We start from the raw sequence: 16239 nt of genomic DNA on the forward strand, positions 1-16239 counted from the left end.
CGGGAGAAACAGCGATGTTGGCAGATATAAAATATTGGGAAAATGATGCACAAAATAAACATTACGCGATTGCGCACTTTAATGTGTGGAATGCGGAAATGTTGATGGGAGTGATTGATGCGGCGGAAGAGGCAAATTCGCCGGTTATTATCTCCTTTGGTACCGGATTTGTGGGCAATACTTCATTTGAAGACTTCTCTCATATGATGGTTTCCATGGCTAAAAAAGCCACTGTGCCGGTAATTACCCACTGGGATCATGGACGTAGCATGGACATTATCCATAATGCCTGGACGCACGGCATGAACTCGCTGATGCGTGACGCTTCTTCCTTTGATTTTGAAGAAAATATTCGCCTGACCAAAGAAGCCGTGGATTTCTTCCATCCGCTGGGTATTCCGGTAGAGGCGGAGTTAGGACACGTAGGGAACGAAACGGTGTATGAAGAGGCGTTGGCGGGGTATCACTATACCGACCCGGATCAGGCGGCGGAATTTGTAGCGCGCACCGGTTGTGACTCGCTGGCGGTCGCCATCGGCAACCAGCATGGCGTGTATACCTCTAAACCAAAACTGAATTTTGAGGTCGTGGAGCGCGTGCGCCAGGCAGTTTCCGTACCGCTAGTGTTACACGGCGCTTCCGGTATTAGCGACGCGGATATCAAAAAAGCCATTTCGCTGGGCATCTCGAAAATCAATATCCACACCGAACTGTGTCAGGCCGCGATGGTAGCGGTAAAAGAGAATCAGGATCAGCCGTTCCTGCATCTGGAACGCGAAGTACGCAAAGCGGTAAAAGCCCGTGCGCTGGAAAAAATCAAACTGTTTGGTTCAGATGGTAAAGCGGAATGATGATATGGACGAAATTGAAGTTCTTTGCATAGGGGCGGCCATTGTCGACATTCCTTTGCAACCGGTTAGTAAAAATATCTTTGATGTCGATTCGTATCCATTAGAACGAATTGCCATGACCACAGGGGGAGATGCGATTAATGAAGCCACGATTATTTCGCGTCTCGGGCATCGCACTGCGCTAATGAGTCGCGTTGGCGACGATGCGGCAGGATATTTTATTCTCGACCACTGTCGGAAGGAGAATATCGATATTCAGAGCCTGAAGCAGGATGCGGATATTGATACCTCAATTAATGTTGGGCTGGTGACTGATGATGGTGAGCGCACCTTTGTCACTAACCGTAACGGCAGCCTGTGGAAGCTAAATATTAACGATGTCGATTTTGACCGTTTTTCTCAGGTCAGGCTGTTATCACTGGCAAGTATCTTTAACAGCCCGCTGCTGGATGGCAAAGCATTAACGGCTATTTTTACGCAGGCGAAAGCGCATCAACTGGTTATCTGCGCTGACATGATCAAACCGCGGCTGAATGAAACTCTGGACGATATTCGCGAAGCGCTAAGTTTTGTCGATTATCTGTTTCCTAATATTGATGAAGCCAAAAAGCTGACCGGGAAAGAGACGCTGGATGATATTGCCGATTGTTTTTTGCAATGTGGCGTAAAAACAGTGGTGATTAAAACTGGCAAGAAAGGCTGCTTTATCAAAAGCGCCGATATAAAAATGGAGGTGCCTGCGGTGTCAGGCATTACCGCCATCGACACTATTGGCGCTGGTGATAATTTTGCATCGGGATTTATCGCCGCGCTACTGGAGGGAAAAACGCTGCGTGAATGCGCACGGTTCGCCAATGCGACGGCCGCGATATCGGTACTCAGCGTGGGCGCCACAACGGGCGTGAAAAACAGAATGCTAGTGGAACAACTCCTGAATGAATACGAAGGGTAATAGCGGCAGATGAAAATGATACCTTTAGGTAATACAGATATAGCGCTTTCCCGTATGGGACTCGGCACCTGGGCTATCGGCGGCGGTCCGGCATGGAATGGCAACCTCGATATGCAGGTCTGCATCGATACTATCGTTGAGGCGCACCGTTGTGGTATTAACCTGATTGATACGGCGCCGGGCTATAACTTTGGCAATAGCGAAGTGATTGTCGGCCAGGCGCTGAAAAAATTACCGCGTAACGAGATGGTGGTGGAGACCAAATGCGGGATCGTCTGGGAGCGGGAAGGGAGTCTGTTCAATAAAGTCGGCGATCGCCAGCTCTATAAAAATCTTTCTCCGGACTCTATTCGTAAAGAAGTCGATGCCAGTCTCCAGCGACTAGGGATTGATTATATCGATATCTATATGACCCACTGGCAGTCGGTACCGCCGTTTTTTACGCCGATTGCGGAAACCGTTGGCGTGCTCAATGCTCTGAAAGCAGAGGGGAAAATCCGTTCTATCGGGGCGGCGAATGTAGATGTCAGCCATATCCGCGAATACCTTAAACATGGCGAGCTGGACATCATACAGGCGAAATACAGCATTCTTGACCGGGCGCTGGAAACGGAGCTGCTGCCGCTATGCCGCGAGCACGGCATCGTGGTACAGGTTTATTCGCCACTGGAGCAGGGATTGTTAACCGGCACCATTACCCGTGACTATGTTCCCGGCGGGGCGCGCGCGAATAAACTCTGGTTCCAGCGTGAGAATATGTTGCGGGTTATTGATATGCTGGAGCAGTGGCAGCCATTGTGCGACAAATACCATTGCGCCGTCCCGACGCTGGCGCTGGCGTGGATATTGCGACAAAGCGAGCTGATTTCGATACTGAGCGGCGCCACGTCGCCGGAGCAGGTACGAGAGAATATCGCTGCGCTGTCCATCACCTTAACGGATGACGATGCGTTATTGATGAGACAAATGGCGGAAGCGCTGGACAATCCATAAGCAATACATTACACCTCTTTTTTGGCGAAATGCAGATAAAATCTGTTATTCAAACGGCTTATTTTGAAAGTAAACATAGTCTGTGAGATACTCAACGTTTATCATGACGTCGAAAACAGAGGTGTAATCGTGGCGGCGAAAGACAGGATTCAGGCGATCAAACAAATGGTCGCTAATGATAAAAAAGTAACAGTCTCTAACTTGAGTTCAATTTTTCAGGTAACCGAAGAGACAATTCGACGCGATCTGGAAAAACTCGAAGATGAAGGCTTTTTGACTCGAACTTATGGCGGTGCGGTATTAAATTCGGCGGTGCTGGCTGACAATATCCATTTTTATAAGCGTGCAAAATCGTTCTATGAAGAGAAGCAAATTATAGCCCGTAATACGCTTCCGTTTATTAAAAACAAAACAACGATGGCCGCCGACTCCAGCAGTACGGTAATGGAATTGCTAAAACTCCTGAAAGACCGAAACGATCTTACTTTGTTAACTAACTCAGCGGAAGCTTTCCATGAACTGGCGCAATCGGACATTAATCTTGTTTCTACGGGCGGTGAGTTAAATAAAAATACGCTATCGCTGCAGGGGCGTATCACTAAAGAAATAATCAGCCGTTATCATGTTGATATTATGGTAATGAGTTGTAAAGGGCTGGATATGGCGAGCGGGGCGCTTGATTCTAACGAGGCGGAAGCTGAAATCAAAAAAACGATGATTCGCCAGGCCACAGAGGTGGCGTTATTGGTGGACCACTCAAAATTTGATCGTAAAGCGTTCGTGCGGTTGGTCGATTTTAGTCATATCCATTACCTGATAACGAATAAAACGCCAGGTGATGAATGGATCGCATTTTGCGATAAAAATAATATCCAGCTTGTCTATTAATCGATAGATTATCCTTGCCTGGATTGTTTTCGCCTGGATTATGCCAAAAAAAACGGCAGATGATAGCAAGTGCGGCAAATACCCCTTTGCCGAGAGACAATAATTTATTATTTTGCTGCGTTAGAGGCCATCCAGATGGAAGACAATGATCATATCGGCGCCAGACTAGACCGCTTACCGTTATCCCGGTTTCATTTTCGTATTTTTGGAATAATTAGTTTTGGCCTGCTATTAACGGGGTTTTTGAGTTATTCAGGAAATGTGGTTCTGGCCAAATTGATAAACAATGGCTGGTCGAATAATTATCTTAATGCCGCGTTCACATCGGCACTGATGCTTGGCTATTTTATTGGTTCGCTTACCGGCGGTTTTATTGGGGATTACCTGGGGCGTCGAAAAGCGTTTCGCATTAATTTGTTGCTTGTGGGCATCTCCGCAACGGCTGCCGCATTTGTTCCCAATATGTACTGGCTGATTTTCTTTCGTTGTCTGATGGGGACAGGCATGGGGGCATTGATTATGGTTGGATATGCTTCTTTTACCGAGTTTATCCCTCCCATTGTACGAGGAAAATGGTCCGCGCGTCTCTCTTTTGTAGGGAACTGGTCACCGATGCTGTCTGCGGGAATTGGCGTAGTGGTCATTGCGTTTTTAAGCTGGCGGATGATGTTTCTTCTTGGTGGGATAGGGATGCTGCTGGCGTGGTCTCTTTCGGGGAAGTACTTTATCGAATCGCCCAGGTGGTTAGCAGGTAAAGGGCGGCAACGCGAGGCTGAACAGCAGCTTCTCATGATTGAATCGCAAATAGAAAAAGAAAAAAGTATTGTTTTGCCGCCGCATCAGGAAAGCAATAAATCCACGGAATCGCGCTTTGAAAACGGTACATTCTGGCTCTTATTCAAAGGACAAATGTTGCGGCGCACGTTAGTGGCGATCACTGTATTGATTGCGATGAACATTTCGCTTTATACCATTACGGTATGGATCCCGACAATTTTTGTTAATTCAGGAATTGATGTTACAAAATCCATTTTCATGACCGCCATCATTATGATTGGCGCGCCGGTGGGCATATTTATCGCCGCGCTCATTATTGATCATTTCCCCAGACGGTTATTTGGTTCGCTGTTGCTTATCGTTATTGCGGTAGTAGGATATTTTTACTCAATACAGACTGAGGAATGGGCCATTCTGGTTTATGGACTAGTCATGATTTCCTTTCTGTATATGTACGTCTGCTTCGCCTCGGCGGTTTACGTTCCCGAATTATGGCCTACGCACCTTAGACTACGTGGATCGGGTTTTGTGAATGCGGTAGGGCGGATCGTCGCTGTCTTTACCCCCTACGGCGTGGCGGTTTTACTGACCCGGTATGGATCTGTCACCGTTTTTGTTGTGCTGGGTATGCTGCTGGCGGCGTGCGCGCTGATATTATTTTGTTTTGGCATTGAAACGAGAAGAGTTTCGTTAGAAGCGCTCTCCAGCCTGCGTTGAGCTTTGCCTGGTAGCGGCGCTGACGTGACGTATCCGGCCCAAAGATCTATGCAATGGTCTCACCGTTGCGTGATGTATTGACCGGATACGATACCTGCTCCGCTACCTGGCGACAGCCTGGCCCTGCGTCTCTTCCCAGTCTGCCAGCGTATACAGCGTCGCGCCTGCCGACGCCATCTCCATAAACGCGTGTGCGCTATCCTGCGGGTGAATATTCACGCCGCGACAGCCATCGGTGATAACGTTAACGGCATAGCCCAACTCTAGCGCATCCAGCACCGTAAATTTTACGCAGTAATCGGTCGCCAACCCCATCACGATAAGCTCGGTAACGTCATGCTCGCGAAGCCAGGTATCAAGGGTAGTTTTCTGCCGATGTTCGTTGTCAAAAAACGCGCTGTAGCTATCAATCAGCGGGTTCTCACCCTTATAGATGCAGGCGTCAATCGCATGTTGGTTAAGCAGGGGATGTAACGCCGCGCCGTCGGTATGTTGAACGCAGTGATCCGGCCAGAGCGTTTGCGGCAGCCCGTCCAGCTCTCCCTGACTATAGGGTTCCGCCTGATGCTGGCTGGCGAAGCTGCCATGCTGCGCGGGATGCCAGTCCTGGCTGGCCAGCACCGGAATCTGCCGGGGCTGGCACCAGTCAATAAGAGCGTTGGCGATGTCGATGGTACTGTCGCCTTCCGCTACAGCCAGCGCGCCGCCGGCGCAAAAGTCATTTTGCAAGTCGACCAGTAATAAGGCCCGGTTTGTCATTATCTTCTCCTTGTCGTCGGGATTTTTTAATCATCCGGCGTCAATTCACCACGCAAGTTTTGCGCCATCGCGCTACGAATCGCCTGAGTGTCCAGACCCTGGCTTAACAAATAATGCAGTTTGGTTAAGGTAGCTTCGACGGTCATATCGGCACCGCCAATCACGCCAGCGTGCGCCAGCGCATTACCGGTAGCGTACCCGCCCATATTGACTCTCCCTGACATGCATTGCGTCAGGTTAACCACCACGATGCCGCGCGAACTGGCCTCTTTCAGCTCCTGTAAAAACGCTTTATTTTGCGGCGCGTTGCCTACGCCATAAGAGCGCAGAATCAGCGCTTTTACCGGCTGACGCAGAAAGTTACGTACTACCTCGGCGGAAATCCCCGGATAAATCGTCACTACGCCTATCGGCTGCGGCGTAATAGGGTGAACGATTAATTCACCAGAACCGTAGGGCGCGGGAGGCGTATTTAAACGGCGAATGTGAATTCCTGCTTCCAGCAAGGGCGGCAGATTAGGAGAGGCAAAAGCGTCAAAACCATCCGCATGTGCTTTGGTCGTGCGATTGCCGCGGAACAGACGATTATTAAAAAACAGCGTTACTTCATTAACAGGGTAGTTGGCGGCGACATAAAGCGCATTCAGCAAATTAATTTGCCCGTCGGAGCGCAGCTCAGCCAGCGGAATTTGTGACCCTGTCACAATAACCGGTTTACCCAGATTTTCCAGCATGAAAGAGAGCGCCGATGCGGTATACGCCATCGTGTCGGTGCCGTGCAGAATAACAAAACCGTCATACTCATCGTAGTGCGCTTTGATATCTGCAGCGATATGCTGCCAGTCTTCCGGCGTCATATCTGATGAATCCATCAGCGGGGCATATTCATGGATGGTAAAATCCGGCATCTCCGGGCGGTGGAATTCCGGCATCAGCGCCAGCTGGCGCTGAAGGTGCCCGGACACCGGGATATACCCTTTATCTGAGCGCTGCATACCGATAGTACCGCCGGTATAGGCAACGTAAATTGATTTCTTTTGCATGATAATGTTCAGTCGTGTCGCGAAGGACGTATTAATGATTATCGGATGGCGGCTATGAGCAGACGCCGCCATCCGGTATGGCTATTGATGAAGCATTAGCGAACGTTCGCGCAAGTCAAACAGAACGCATAACGGTTTTGGGGATCGTTAAATGCCGCCAGTTTATCCCCCTCGGCCTTCACCGTGTTGGCGGCGGAAACGAGCGGCGCCGGGAGCATAGCCTGAATGGCCTCCGGCAGCATGGCGCGTACTGATCCGGTCATACTGTCCATGACCATATCAAGGACCGTCGGTTCGTCCTGATAGTAATCAAGATGCCACTGTTTCAGTTTCGCCAGCTCCGCCGCTTTGGCGACGGCGTCGTCAAAGTCGCCGAGACTGTCCACCAGACCATTGGCTTTCGCGTCTTCTCCGGTCCAGACATGGCCTTGTGCGATTTTATCAATTTGCTCCGGCGTACGCTTACGCGCGTCTGCCACCAGCGTGATAAAGCGTTTGTAGCCGTACTCAATACTGAGTTGCATCATCTGCTGCACTTCCGGTGACAGTGCTTTGGTCATCGAAATATCCGCCAGCGGCGAGGTGGAAACGCCGTCGCTGTGTACGCCAATCGACGACAGGCTGTTTTCTACCGTATTGATGACGCCGAAGATGCCAATTGAACCCGTCAGCGTGCTGGGGCTGGCCACGATATAGTTTGCCGGCGTAGAGATCCAGTAACCGCCGGAGGCCGCCATGCCGCCCATTGAGACCACCACCGGTTTGCCAGCCGCTCTTGCTGCCGCCAGTTCGGCGCGGATAACTTCGGAGGCGTTGACGCTCCCGCCTGGGCTATTGACGCGCAGCACAATCGCTTTCACTTTAGGATCAAGGCGTGCGTCGCGGATCTGCGATGCCGTAGTGTCGCCGCCGACATTCCCTGGCGTTTCTTCGCCATCCATAATCGCGCCATTGGCGAAAATAACCGCAATAGTACCGCCGGTATCCGCAGGCGTTTTCAGCGAATAATCGTAATAGCTGATCGCGCGATAGTTATTTTCGGTTTTGCTCCAGCCAAACTGCTTCGTCAGCGCTTTTTCAACATCTGCGCTGGAGGCGAGGGCGTCCACCAGTTTATGGTCGAGCGCATATTTGGCGGTGTCGCCGCCCACGCTGGTTAACCCGTCGATAATAGCCTGCGCGCCGGGGAACAGTTGTTGCGGCGAAATCTGGCGATTGGCAGAAACGGTATGCAGGTAGTTCTGCCACAGTTCGCCTATCCAGCGGCTGTCGGCCTCGCGGGCGGCGGGCGACATATCGTCGCGGATAAACGGCTCGACGGCGGATTTATAGGTGCCGACCCGGAAAACGTGGGTAGAGACTTTCAGTTTATCCAGCAGCGTTTTGTAGTACAGGCCATTCGTAGCGAAGCCGTGAAGATCTACCTGACCCTGTGGGGAAAGCCAAATTTTATTGGCGAAACTGGCGAGGTAATACTGACCCTGGCTGTAGTTTTCACCCACGGCGAAAACCGGTTTGCCGCTATCGCGGAATTCGCGCAGCGCTTTACCGATATAGCGCATTGACGGCTGATCGGCACCGGTGAAGTTTTTCAGATCCAGAACGATACCCGTGATGTTACGGTCATCTTTCGCCTGACGAATAGCGTTGACGATGTTAAACAGAGAGTTTTCCTGCAGACGGTCGGAGCTGGCGCCAAATAACTGGCGACCCAGCGCGCCCAGACGATGATTGGTGGAGGGTTTATCCACAATGACGCCGGAAATATCCAGCAGCAGAGCGCCGCGCGCCGTTTGTTCACTGTTGCTGCCGTTACCGATCTGCATCCAGATCCCAACGCCCACCAGGACCAGAAAAATAAAGAACAGGTTGAGTACCATTTCACGGACGAAGTTCAACACTCGCCACGTCCATTTAAAAAATCCGGCAATAAATCGCCACAGGGTTCGCATGTATTCTCCCTATCTGAGTAACAACGCTTATACCTTGGTGAGGATAAAGCATTAAGATGTGGCTATCGTAATGACCCATCAGGCAGTTGTCAGCAGGAATCACTGCCTGCGCTGTAACAAAATCCGCTCCCGTGTTAATTTTGTGAATAAATATCATTGCTGGAGTTAATCAAATGGATGCACTAGAACTGCTGGTCAACCGTCGTAGCGCCTCTCGTCTCGCAGAACCGGCGCCTGTCGGAGAGCAATTACAGAACATTCTGCGGGCGGGAATGCGTGTTCCCGATCATAAATCTCTACAGCCGTGGCGTTTTTTTGTGATTGAAGGAGAGGGGCGCGACCGCTTCAGCGCCGTGCTTGAACGAGGCGCTGTCGCTGCCGGAGGCGATGAGAAAGCGATCGAAAAAGCGCGTAATTCGCCGTTTCGCGCGCCGCTGATCATTACCGTGGTGGCGAAATGCGAAGAAAACCATAAGGTTCCCGTGTGGGAACAGGAGATGTCTGCCGGATGCGCGGTGATGGCGATGCAAATGGCGGCGATTGCGCAAGGGTTTAATGGTATCTGGCGTAGCGGCGCATTAACGGAGAGCGCTATCGTGCGGGAAGCCTTTGAGTGCCGCCCGCAGGATAAAATTGTTGGTTTTCTCTATCTCGGCACGCCGCAGCTCAAAGCGTCAACGACGATCAGTACCCCCGACCCCACGCCGTTTGTGCGTTATTTCTGACGCTGAGGGATAAAACTGTCTGGATTCTGAGCAAAGGCGCGGTAATTCAGACAGTGATACTTACCACATCAGGGAATGAGCGCTACCATAGCGCGAATGCAATGACAGGAGATGTCCATGAGCGAGCAAGCCATTCGTTTAACGCAATACAGCCACGGCGCTGGTTGCGGTTGTAAAATTTCCCCTAAAGTGCTGGAGACTATCCTGCATAGCGAGCAGGCGAAGTTCGTCGACCCGAACCTGCTGGTGGGTAATGAAACCCGCGATGATGCGGCGGTTTACGATCTGGGTAATGGCACCAGTATTATCAGCACCACCGACTTCTTTATGCCGATAGTCGACAACCCGTTTGATTTTGGCCGCATTGCGGCAACAAACGCCATCAGCGATATTTTTGCGATGGGCGGCAAACCGATTATGGCGATCGCGATCCTTGGCTGGCCGATTAATACCCTGTCGCCCGATATTGCGCGTGAAGTGACCGAGGGGGGGCGTTTTGCCTGCCGTCAGGCCGGTATCGCGCTGGCGGGCGGACACTCTATTGACGCCCCGGAGCCGATCTTTGGTCTCGCGGTCACAGGCGTAGTGCCGACCGAACGGGTGAAGAAAAACAGTACCGCGCAGGCGGGATGCAAACTCTTTCTGACCAAACCGTTGGGGATTGGCGTGTTGACCACCGCCGAGAAAAAATCGCTGCTTAAACCTGAACATCAGGGGCTGGCGACGGAAGTCATGTGTCGGATGAACGTTGCTGGCGCGGCGTTTGCCAATATCGACGGCGTAAAAGCCATGACTGACGTTACCGGTTTTGGCCTGCTGGGGCACCTGAGCGAGATGTGCCAGGGCGCAGGCGTGCAGGCGCTGCTTTGCTATCAGGACATCCCTAAACTGCCGGGCGTGGAAGAGTATATTGCTCTGGGCGCCGTACCGGGCGGCACAGAGCGCAACTTCGCCAGCTATGGTCATCTGATGGGCGACATGTCGCGTGAAGTTCGTAGCCTGCTGTGCGATCCGCAAACGTCAGGCGGTCTGCTGTTGGCGGTAACGCCGGACGCCGAAGACGATGTTAAAGCCACCGCGGCGGAATTTGGTATCGATCTGACCGCGATTGGCGAACTGGTCGAGGCCCGCGGCGGTCGCGCTATGGTTGAGATTCGTTAACCTGATGCGGTTGTTTATTGCCGAAAAACCGAGTCTGGGGCGCGCCATTGCGGATGTGCTGCCAAAACCGCACCGTAAAGGCGATGGTTTTATTGAGTGCGGAAACGGGCAGGTCGTCACCTGGTGTATTGGTCATTTGCTGGAACAGGCGCAGCCGGATGCGTATGACAGCCGTTATGCGCGCTGGAATCTGGCTGACCTGCCTATCGTGCCGGAAAAATGGCAGCTTCAGCCTCGTCCTTCCGTCACCAAACAGCTCAATGTGATTAAGCGCTTTTTGCATCAAGCCGGTGAAATTATTCACGCCGGCGACCCGGATCGCGAAGGACAGCTTCTGGTTGATGAAGTGCTGGATTATCTCCAGCTTCCTGCCGAAAAGCGCCAGCAGGTGCGGCGTTGTCTGATAAACGACCTTAACCCGCAGGCGGTCGAGCGTGCTATTGACAGGCTGCGGGCGAACAGCGACTTCGTGCCGCTGTGCGTCTCCGCTCTGGCGCGAGCGCGAGCGGACTGGCTGTATGGCATTAATATGACCCGTGCTTACACGATCCTGGGCCGTAATGCCGGCTATCAGGGCGTGTTATCCGTGGGACGCGTGCAGACGCCTGTACTGGGGCTGGTGGTGCGGCGAGACGAAGAGATTGAGAACTTCGTCGCCAAAGACTTCTTTGAAGTAAAGGCGCACATCGTTACGCCTGCCGACGAGCGTTTTACCGCTATCTGGCAGCCGAGCGAGGCGTGCGAACCTTATCAGGATGAAGAGGGGCGCTTGCTTCATCGTCCGCTGGCGGAGCATGTAGTGAACCGAATCAACGGTCAGCCCGCGCTGGTAACCAGTTATAATGATAAACGGGAATCAGAATCCGCGCCGCTGCCGTTTTCGCTCTCGACGCTACAGATTGAAGCCGCCAAACGCTTTGGCCTGAGCGCGCAAAACGTGCTTGATATTTGTCAGAAGCTATATGAAACCCACAAACTGATTACCTATCCGCGTTCCGACTGCCGTTATCTGCCGGAAGAACACTTTGCCGGACGGCAGGCGGTCATGAACGCGATTAGCGTCCACGCCCCGGATTTACTGCCGCAGTCTGTGGTTAATCCTGACACGCGCAATCGCTGCTGGGATGACAAAAAAGTGGATGCGCACCACGCGATTATCCCGACGGCGCGCAGTTCTTCTGTCCATTTGACGGAAAACGAAGCGAAAGTGTACACCCTGATTGCGCGTCAGTATCTGATGCAGTTCTGCCCGGACGCGGTGTTTCGTAAATGCGTTATTGAACTGGAAATCGCCAAAGGAAAATTTGTCGCCAAAGCGCGTTTTCTGGCGGAGGCCGGTTGGCGGACGTTACTGGGCAGTAAAGAGCGCGACGAGGAAAACGACGGTACGCCGCTGCCGGTTGTCGCCAAAGGTGATGAGTTGCTGTGTGAAAAGGGGGAAGTGGTCGAGCGCCAAACCCAGCCGCCGCGTCATTTCACCGATGCGACATTGCTTTCCGCGATGACCGGAATTGCCCGCTTCGTGCAGGATAAAGATCTGAAAAAGATCCTGCGCGCGACCGATGGGCTGGGGACGGAAGCCACGCGCGCCGGGATTATCGAGCTGCTGTTCAAACGTAGCTTTCTGACCAAAAAAGGGCGCTACATTCATTCTACCGATGCTGGCAAAGCGTTAATACATTCGCTGCCGGAAATGGCGGCCCGTCCAGATATGACCGCGCACTGGGAATCTGTTTTGACGCAAATCAGCGAAAAGCAGTGCCGTTACCAGGATTTTATGCAACCGCTGGTCGGCACGTTATATCAGCTGATCGATCAGGCTAAGCGCACGCCGGTGAAGCGTTTCAGAGGGATAGTCGCGCCAGGCGGTGGAGAAAAGAAAAAGAGCGCGCCGCGTAAGCGAGCGGGCAAAAAAAGCCCGCCTGCTGAGGAGACAGGCCGTCAGACCGAATAAGCGCAAAGCTATCTGGCCTGACGACGGGATTAAATGACGCCCTGCGCCAGCATGGCGTCGGCGACTTTCACGAAACCGGCGATGTTGGCGCCCTGAACGTAGTTGGTATGCTTATTATCGCCGCCGTACTCGACACAGGCGTGGTGGATATCCAGCATAATGTGATGCAGACGGGCGTCCACTTTCTCGGCTTTCCAGCTCAACCGCGCGGCGTTCTGCGCCATTTCCAGCCCTGATGTCGCCACGCCGCCCGCGTTGGCGGCTTTACCCGGCGCAAACAGTACGCCCGCTTCAAGGAAGAGATCGGTCGCTTCAATCGTGGTTGGCATATTTGCCCCTTCCGCCACGGCTTTCACGCCATTGGCAATCAGTACGCGCGCGGCGTCAACGTCCAGTTCGTTCTGCGTCGCGCATGGCAGGGCGATATCCACCGGTACGCTCCAGGGCTGCTGGCCTTCCAGATAGGTTAAGCCAAACTCACGGGCGTAGTCAGCGACGCGACCGTCACGGCTGGCTTTAATTTCACACAGACGCGCCAGCTTCTCTGGCGTGAAGCCACTTTCATCGACCACCGTCCCGCTCGAATCCGACGCGGTAACCACGCGCGCGCCAAAGGCCATCGCTTTCTCAATGGCGTATTGCGCTACGTTGCCGGAGCCGGACACGGCGACGCGCATCCCTTCAAAACCGAGACCATGACGTTTAAGCATCGCTTCGGTGAAGTAGACCAGGCCATAGCCCGTCGCCTCCGGACGAATCAGGCTGCCGCCGAAGGAAAGCCCTTTGCCGGTGAAGACGCAGGCGCTGTTATTGGAAAGCTTGCGCATCATTCCCGCCATAAAGCCCACTTCGCGCCCGCCCACGCCGATATCCCCGGCAGGCACGTCGGTATCCGGCCCTAAATGGCGATACAGTTCAGTCATCAGCGCCTGGCAGAAACGCATCACTTCGCCTTCGCTTTTCCCTTTCGGATCGAAATCGCTGCCGCCTTTACCGCCGCCCATCGGCAACGTGGTGAGGGCATTTTTAAAGGTTTGCTCAAAGCCGAGGAACTTAAGGATGGAAAGGTTTACCGAAGGATGGAAGCGCATACCGCCTTTATAGGGGCCGATAGCAGAGTTGAACTGCACGCGCCAGGCGCGATTTACCTGCACCTGGTTTTTGTCGTCCAGCCACACTACGCGAAACTGAATTACGCGCTCTGGTTCAACCAAACGTTCCAGTAAAGACATGTGGCGGTAACGGGGGTTTTGTTCAAGAAACGGCCACAGGGTGGTCATGACTTCACGGACGGCTTGCGCGAACTCGGTTTGATGCGGGTCGCGCTTTTGTACATGGTTGAGGAACGATTCCAGAGAACATGTCTGATCCATAGATATAAAAACCTCTTATATATTAATGTGGTTGTATTTGCGTTTTATCAGAATATGTATTTGCAGTTTTCGACTATACCATCAGCAATGTGACGGTAAGCAAGAAAAAAATGACGCTGCTAAGTAAATTCATAACGGGGCGAGGGTCATAACTAAAAGCGATGACAAAAGAGGATTAAAGTTTTCACGGCGGCTTACCGTTATACTGAGAATATACTTAGAAAAATAAGGAACTCCTATGTGCCGAAGCCTCGTGGTCGCCGTGATGGCGATAATGCCAATGGTCGGGCTGGCAAACCAGAACAGTCGTCCTGATATTCAGGTGAATGTCCCGCCGGAAGTTTTCAGCACGCGCGGTCAGTCGTCCCAGCCCTGCATTCAGTGCTGCGTTTACCAGGATCAGAATTACTCCGAAGGCGCGGTAATAAAAGTGGAAGGCGTCGTGCTCCAGTGCCAGCGTGACGAAAAAACCATCAGCACGAATCCGTTAGTCTGGCGTCGCGTAAAGCCATAAACGCCTGCAATAGCGGAATATCCGCCGGGGCGAGGGGGTATTCCAGCGCCTCTTCCGGCGTACACCAGGCTAATGCCTGATGTTCCAGCGCACGTATCAGACCGTTAAACGCAGGCACATGCCAGGCGTGCAAATGAATCCGTCGGCCAGACACGTCGCGTTGATGGCTGGCGATATAGACGCCGGGCGTGGCGTCAATCCCTAACTCTTCGCGTAGCTCGCGGATAAGCGCCTGCGGCTGGGTTTCGCCGGGTTCGACTTTACCGCCGGCAAACTCCCATAAACCGGCTTGATCCGCATGAGCTGGGCGCTGGGCCAGCAGAATTTTGCCGTCGCATTCAATGATGGCGGCAACAACATCGAGTTTTTTTATCATTGTCGTTAAGGTCGTTATTCCTGCCGGGAAGCGTCGCGCTATCCCGGCCTTACGGTTAATCAGATAGCGGAATCAAACACGAAACGTCGCCCAGACCGGCGCATGGTCGGAGGGTTTTTCCATACTGCGAATGTCGTAGTCTATACCGGTTTCTGCGCAACGTTCCGCCAGCGGAGCGCTTGCCAGCAAGAGGTCAATGCGCAGTCCGCGATTATCCACGAAACCTTTTGAGCGGTAATCAAACCACGAAAATTTATCCATCGTTTGCGGATTCGCCTGACGGAACGTGTCCACTAATCCCCACTTCAGTAACCGTGACATCCATTCACGCTCCTCCGGCAGGAAGGAGCATTTACCGGTACGCAGCCAGCGTTTGCGGTTCTCTTCGCCGATGCCAATATCCAGATCGGTCGGGCTGATATTCATGTCGCCCATAATTAATACCGGATTATCGCACTTGAGTTCCGTTTCAAGATAGTTTTGCAAGTTCTGGTAAAACTGCGCTTTCGCGGGGAACTTCAACGGATGATCCCGGTTTTCCCCCTGCGGGAAATAGCCGTTAATGACGGTGATATTACCCAGCGGCGAGGGGATTTCCGCCATGATAATGCGGCGTTGCGCCTCTTCGCCATCATCCGGGAAACCGCGTCTGACGGAAATGGGCGTGGCTTTTGTTAGCAGCGCGACGCCGTAATGGCCCTTTTGTCCATGATAGAAAACGTTATAGCCCAGCTTCGCGACCTCTTCGAGCGGGAACATTTCGTCGTGGACTTTTGTCTCCTGTAGACCGATCACATCGGGCTGGTGTTTTTCGACAATCGCTTCAAGCTGATGGGGACGGGCGCGCAGGCCGTTGATATTAAAAGAGACAAATTTCATAGTCACTGCCACTTTGCAAGGTGAATCGTGTTGGGATGGTAACAGAAATTTTACCGGGTGACTGCCACTCATCGTCAGATTCGGCCAATGGAAGCGTATGGTGTTTTCTATAGCGCGAAAATGGCACGGTTTGCGTGCAGATGCGCCAGAACGGGGCGGTAATTTCCAGTAAATTTCGTATAAGATCACAATTCCAGAATTATATTTGGCAACTGAATAATATTTCGCTTTTTCCTCTTTTTAGCCACCGATTATGCGGAAATATTCACTTTTCATGCAGTAAAAGTGAATATCGCTACGCTGTAACCCATTGATTTACCGTTTA

Annotated in this window: 15 protein-coding genes; 9 read left to right on the plus strand and 6 right to left on the minus strand. The window is 52.4% G+C overall.

All coding sequences use genetic code 11. From position 1 onward, the window contains the following. The first annotated feature begins 14 nt into the window (after nt 1-14). From J1G48_RS09915 to J1G48_RS09935, 5 genes are all read left to right on the plus strand, one after another. A complete protein-coding gene (locus J1G48_RS09915; RefSeq protein WP_000878874.1) occupies nt 15-851 on the plus strand; it encodes a ketose-bisphosphate aldolase in 837 nt (278 codons plus the stop codon). Between the two features lie 4 nt (nt 852-855). Continuing rightward, a complete protein-coding gene (locus J1G48_RS09920; RefSeq protein ID WP_000343334.1) occupies nt 856-1803 on the plus strand; it encodes a sugar kinase in 948 nt (315 codons plus the stop codon). Nucleotides 1804-1812: 9 nt separating this feature from the next. Then, nucleotides 1813-2796: an aldo/keto reductase gene (locus J1G48_RS09925; protein ID WP_000782139.1), complete on the plus strand. Its 984-nt coding sequence runs from the start codon at nt 1813-1815 to the stop codon at nt 2794-2796. A 129-nt stretch (nt 2797-2925) separates the two neighbouring features. After that, a complete protein-coding gene (locus J1G48_RS09930; RefSeq protein WP_000719104.1) occupies nt 2926-3684 on the plus strand; it encodes a DeoR/GlpR family DNA-binding transcription regulator in 759 nt (252 codons plus the stop codon). Between the two features lie 135 nt (nt 3685-3819). Beyond that, nucleotides 3820-5178, plus strand: coding sequence for an MFS transporter (locus J1G48_RS09935; protein WP_000389924.1), 1359 nt, complete (start codon nt 3820-3822; stop codon nt 5176-5178). A gap of 102 nt (nt 5179-5280) precedes the next feature. Here J1G48_RS09935 and pncA read toward each other — a convergent pair whose 3' ends face one another. The 3 genes from pncA to sppA form a co-directional block, all read right to left on the minus strand. Beyond that, nucleotides 5281-5937, minus strand: coding sequence for a bifunctional nicotinamidase/pyrazinamidase (gene pncA / locus J1G48_RS09940; protein WP_000184702.1), 657 nt, complete (start codon nt 5935-5937; stop codon nt 5281-5283). 26 nt (nt 5938-5963) lie between these two features. Next, the gene (gene ansA, locus J1G48_RS09945) at nt 5964-6980 is read right to left on the minus strand and encodes an asparaginase (protein WP_001170138.1); all 1017 of its coding nucleotides are present in this window, start codon (nt 6978-6980) and stop codon (nt 5964-5966) included. 95 nt (nt 6981-7075) lie between these two features. After that, nucleotides 7076-8932: a signal peptide peptidase SppA gene (sppA, locus tag J1G48_RS09950; protein WP_207600920.1), complete on the minus strand. Its 1857-nt coding sequence runs from the start codon at nt 8930-8932 to the stop codon at nt 7076-7078. Between the two features lie 173 nt (nt 8933-9105). On the opposite strand from sppA, the gene J1G48_RS09955 reads away from it, so the two are divergent. The 3 genes from J1G48_RS09955 (at nt 9106) to topB (ending at nt 12772) form a co-directional block, all read left to right on the plus strand. Then, the gene (locus J1G48_RS09955; protein WP_000339318.1) at nt 9106-9657 is read left to right on the plus strand and encodes an NAD(P)H nitroreductase; all 552 of its coding nucleotides are present in this window, start codon (nt 9106-9108) and stop codon (nt 9655-9657) included. Between the two features lie 117 nt (nt 9658-9774). After that, nucleotides 9775-10818 (plus strand): selenide, water dikinase SelD, encoded by a 1044-nt coding sequence (gene selD, locus J1G48_RS09960; protein ID WP_001294900.1) that lies wholly within the window; start codon nt 9775-9777, stop codon nt 10816-10818. A gap of 4 nt (nt 10819-10822) precedes the next feature. Continuing rightward, a complete protein-coding gene (gene topB / locus J1G48_RS09965) occupies nt 10823-12772 on the plus strand; it encodes a DNA topoisomerase III (RefSeq protein ID WP_001235873.1) in 1950 nt (649 codons plus the stop codon). Between the two features lie 29 nt (nt 12773-12801). Here topB and gdhA read toward each other — a convergent pair whose 3' ends face one another. Next, nucleotides 12802-14145, minus strand: a complete 1344-nt coding sequence (gene gdhA / locus J1G48_RS09970) for an NADP-specific glutamate dehydrogenase (RefSeq protein ID WP_000372865.1) — start codon at nt 14143-14145, stop codon at nt 12802-12804. Nucleotides 14146-14383: 238 nt separating this feature from the next. On the opposite strand from gdhA, the gene J1G48_RS09975 reads away from it, so the two are divergent. Beyond that, the gene (locus J1G48_RS09975; RefSeq protein ID WP_000336848.1) at nt 14384-14659 is read left to right on the plus strand and encodes a YnjH family protein; all 276 of its coding nucleotides are present in this window, start codon (nt 14384-14386) and stop codon (nt 14657-14659) included. Here J1G48_RS09975 and J1G48_RS09980 read toward each other — a convergent pair. Beyond that, nucleotides 14619-15035, minus strand: coding sequence for a pyrimidine (deoxy)nucleoside triphosphate diphosphatase (locus J1G48_RS09980; RefSeq protein WP_000592133.1), 417 nt, complete (start codon nt 15033-15035; stop codon nt 14619-14621). The genes J1G48_RS09975 and J1G48_RS09980 overlap by 41 nt on opposite strands. A 72-nt stretch (nt 15036-15107) precedes the next feature. Further along, nucleotides 15108-15914, minus strand: coding sequence for an exodeoxyribonuclease III (gene xthA / locus J1G48_RS09985; RefSeq protein ID WP_000673950.1), 807 nt, complete (start codon nt 15912-15914; stop codon nt 15108-15110). Between the last annotated feature and the right edge of the window lie 325 nt (nt 15915-16239).

It is taken from the genome of Salmonella sp. SAL-020, from assembly GCF_017372215.1.
Classification (GTDB): Bacteria; Pseudomonadota; Gammaproteobacteria; order Enterobacterales; family Enterobacteriaceae; genus Salmonella; species Salmonella enterica.